Annotated in this window: 3 protein-coding genes and 1 tRNA gene; 3 read left to right on the top strand and 1 reads right to left on the bottom strand. The window is 54.7% G+C overall.

The genetic code is table 11. The features are described 5' to 3' along the window. On the bottom strand, positions 1–866 hold an 866-nt coding region (locus tag C7C56_RS11110; RefSeq protein WP_146204425.1), incomplete at its 3' end, for a site-specific integrase. Between the two features lie 188 nt (positions 867–1,054). Here C7C56_RS11110 and C7C56_RS28775 point away from each other — a divergent pair. The 3 genes from C7C56_RS28775 to C7C56_RS11100 all read left to right on the top strand — a co-directional run bounded on the left by C7C56_RS28775 (position 1,055) and on the right by C7C56_RS11100 (position 2,218). Beyond that, a tRNA-Val gene (locus C7C56_RS28775) sits at positions 1,055–1,130 on the top strand. Positions 1,131–1,643: 513 nt separating this feature from the next. After that, positions 1,644–1,850 carry a hypothetical protein gene (locus tag C7C56_RS11105; protein WP_146204424.1) on the top strand — a complete coding sequence of 69 codons (207 nt, stop codon included), beginning with the start codon at positions 1,644–1,646 and terminating at the stop codon, positions 1,848–1,850. Next, positions 1,847–2,218: a hypothetical protein gene (locus tag C7C56_RS11100; RefSeq protein WP_106757468.1), complete on the top strand. Its 372-nt coding sequence runs from the start codon at positions 1,847–1,849 to the stop codon at positions 2,216–2,218. Before C7C56_RS11105 ends, C7C56_RS11100 begins: the two co-directional genes overlap by 4 nt.

The following is a 2,218-nucleotide window of genomic DNA, read 5'->3' as shown; positions in this document are numbered from 1 at the left end:
AAAAAAGCGGCAATTTCTGGTGGCACCTTGAACTTTCTATCGCTACCACTTTTGTCTTTCCCGACCCTCAAAATATCAAATTTCTGATCGAAATCGGAGACAAGTAGGGAGGCAAGGGCACCAGGCCTTAGCGGCAGGACACAAAGGGCACGTATGAGTTGGGCCAAGTCGGGTGGTGCCATAGCGATAAACATTTTTCGCTGAGCGCGATCCAGATATATTTCTCGCCGCCTGGTGACGTTTTTGAATGCCGCCAATGGTATCCGCCATGCGAAGTCGCTGGTTGCCAGGCCGTCCTGCAACGTTTGATTGAGCGCGGCGCGAAGCGCAGCCATGTCGCGATTGACGGTATCTTTCGAGCGGGCGCGTATATCGCCTAATTTGCCGACCTTCACCGGTGCATTTACGAGGCGGCTGCGGAAACGGGTTACCGTGTCGCGCGTGAGTTTTGTGACCTCAATTTTGTGGATGGGATCCGGCTTCACCCAGCGGCGATAGCGGTCCTCTAGATCGTTGGCCGCCAAGTCTCCCTTGAGCGCCCGGATCTTGTTGACGTAGGCCTCGCATGCCTCCATCACCGTGACCGATTCCGTGGCGCCCCCCACCTCGAGGTGCGCTAGCCATTCCCTGGCAGCGGCCAGCGCTTTGTCGAACCGTTCCGATGGGCTGTAATTGTCGAACTTTCCCAGCGCTCGCGTATGTTGGCCCCCGGCGTCCAAGCGGTATCGGACCTGCCATACGCCAGCCGCATCGTCAGTCATCTTTCGAAAGCCGAGAAAACTTCCCTGGTTGATTTTGTGCCAGTATGGCTCGCGCCGGCACTTTAATTTATTCCTGGCTGAAACGGTGTCGAGTTTGTCGTTCATTTTCACACCCGTCGGTTCGTTCAGGTGCCTGGAAGCCGGTCGAAACCGGACTCAAATATGGCCTTTAACTGAACAATAAAGTACGGAAAAAGTACGGAAAAAGTACGGAAAACTGTAGCGGATTTCGTCGGACGCCACCGGACTCAAATCAAGCCTTCTACTATGAAAATACGGTCCGGCGAGGTCCGGGGAAGTGCGCTAGTGTCGAGCTTGCCAGCATTCACACTGCAGGGGTCGCAAGTTCGAAACTTGCACTTCCCACCAAAATTCGCTGTAAAATCAAAGGCTTGCAACTACGGTTCGCAGGCCTTTTTTGTATGGTATGAAAAAAATATGAAAAAATGTTCCCGGACTGAGATGGACGGTGCCGGACGATTGTGCTGCCGTAGGCTTACCGAGCGAACGATGCCATTCGGGATTTCTCGCCAAACAAACCTGTGATCGATTTCGAATCCACCAGTCCGCCTAACTCGATGCGCTACGTAGCATTCACAAGCGAAATTCCGTTGGTGTCTCGGTTCGTAGGGTTCGAGGCACCGACCGTAGCTGGACTTTTAGGGACGATACCGGATTTTCTTCGAATCCCACCGTCTCCGCCAGTCTTTTGTAACACCTCAATAAGCCGTGGCAGCTCCCTTGAGGCCCAAGGGAGTTTGCCGTAAAACAGACGGTCACTTTCGCGTCCATTCACGCCAAAAAATATTTTCGTAAATCCCTCGAGATTTCACTTGTAAACTTTCTTGCGCGGTGTTAACTTTTGCCCAACGAAACGATGTGGTGAATAACGCGATGGTGAACGAGCAAAAGTACGTGATGCCGAAGGTGGATCTCGAGGGTGCGCCGCCCGAGGTGGTGCAACTGGTCGCGTTGGTCGCGGCGCTGACTGACCGGACCAATGCCGCCCGCGAGCAGATCGCCTCCTTGGAAGCCGAGGTGGCGCGCTTGAAGCAAGCTCGGAAACCCGGAGTGCGCACTCGGAAATGAAACTGCGCCTGGTACCGCATGTCGACAAGGATGAACTGCCACGCAAGCAGAAGACTCAGGTCAGCAAGCTGCAAACCTTCGCAGAATGCCTGCTGGCGGAAAATATCGCGTTCGAGGAACGACTGGTGAGGCTCACCGACGAGGTGGCCATACTCAAGGGCGAAAAAAAGCGGCCCGTTTTCAAGCCGAGCCGGATGAATGAGGATGCCGGCAAAGCCGACCGTTCGACAACGCAGACGGCGGCTTCGACCAAGCGGCCCGGTTCGGACAAAAAGAAAAAGACGGAAACCCTGCGCATTGACCACGAATGCGTCATCGCTCCCACCGAACCAATACCGGCCGGCTCCCGTTGTTACGCACCGCGCTAA

This window comes from Massilia glaciei (genome assembly GCF_003011895.2).
In the GTDB taxonomy this organism is placed as follows: Bacteria; Pseudomonadota; Gammaproteobacteria; order Burkholderiales; family Burkholderiaceae_D; genus Telluria_A; species Telluria_A glaciei.
This window is presented reverse-complemented; position numbering and strand designations above follow the sequence as displayed.

Coding starts and splice junctions, on each gene's coding strand:
- C7C56_RS11100 (WP_106757468.1), top strand. CDS start 1,847: ATGAAACTGCGCCTGGTACCGCATGTCGACAAGGATGAACTGCCACGC.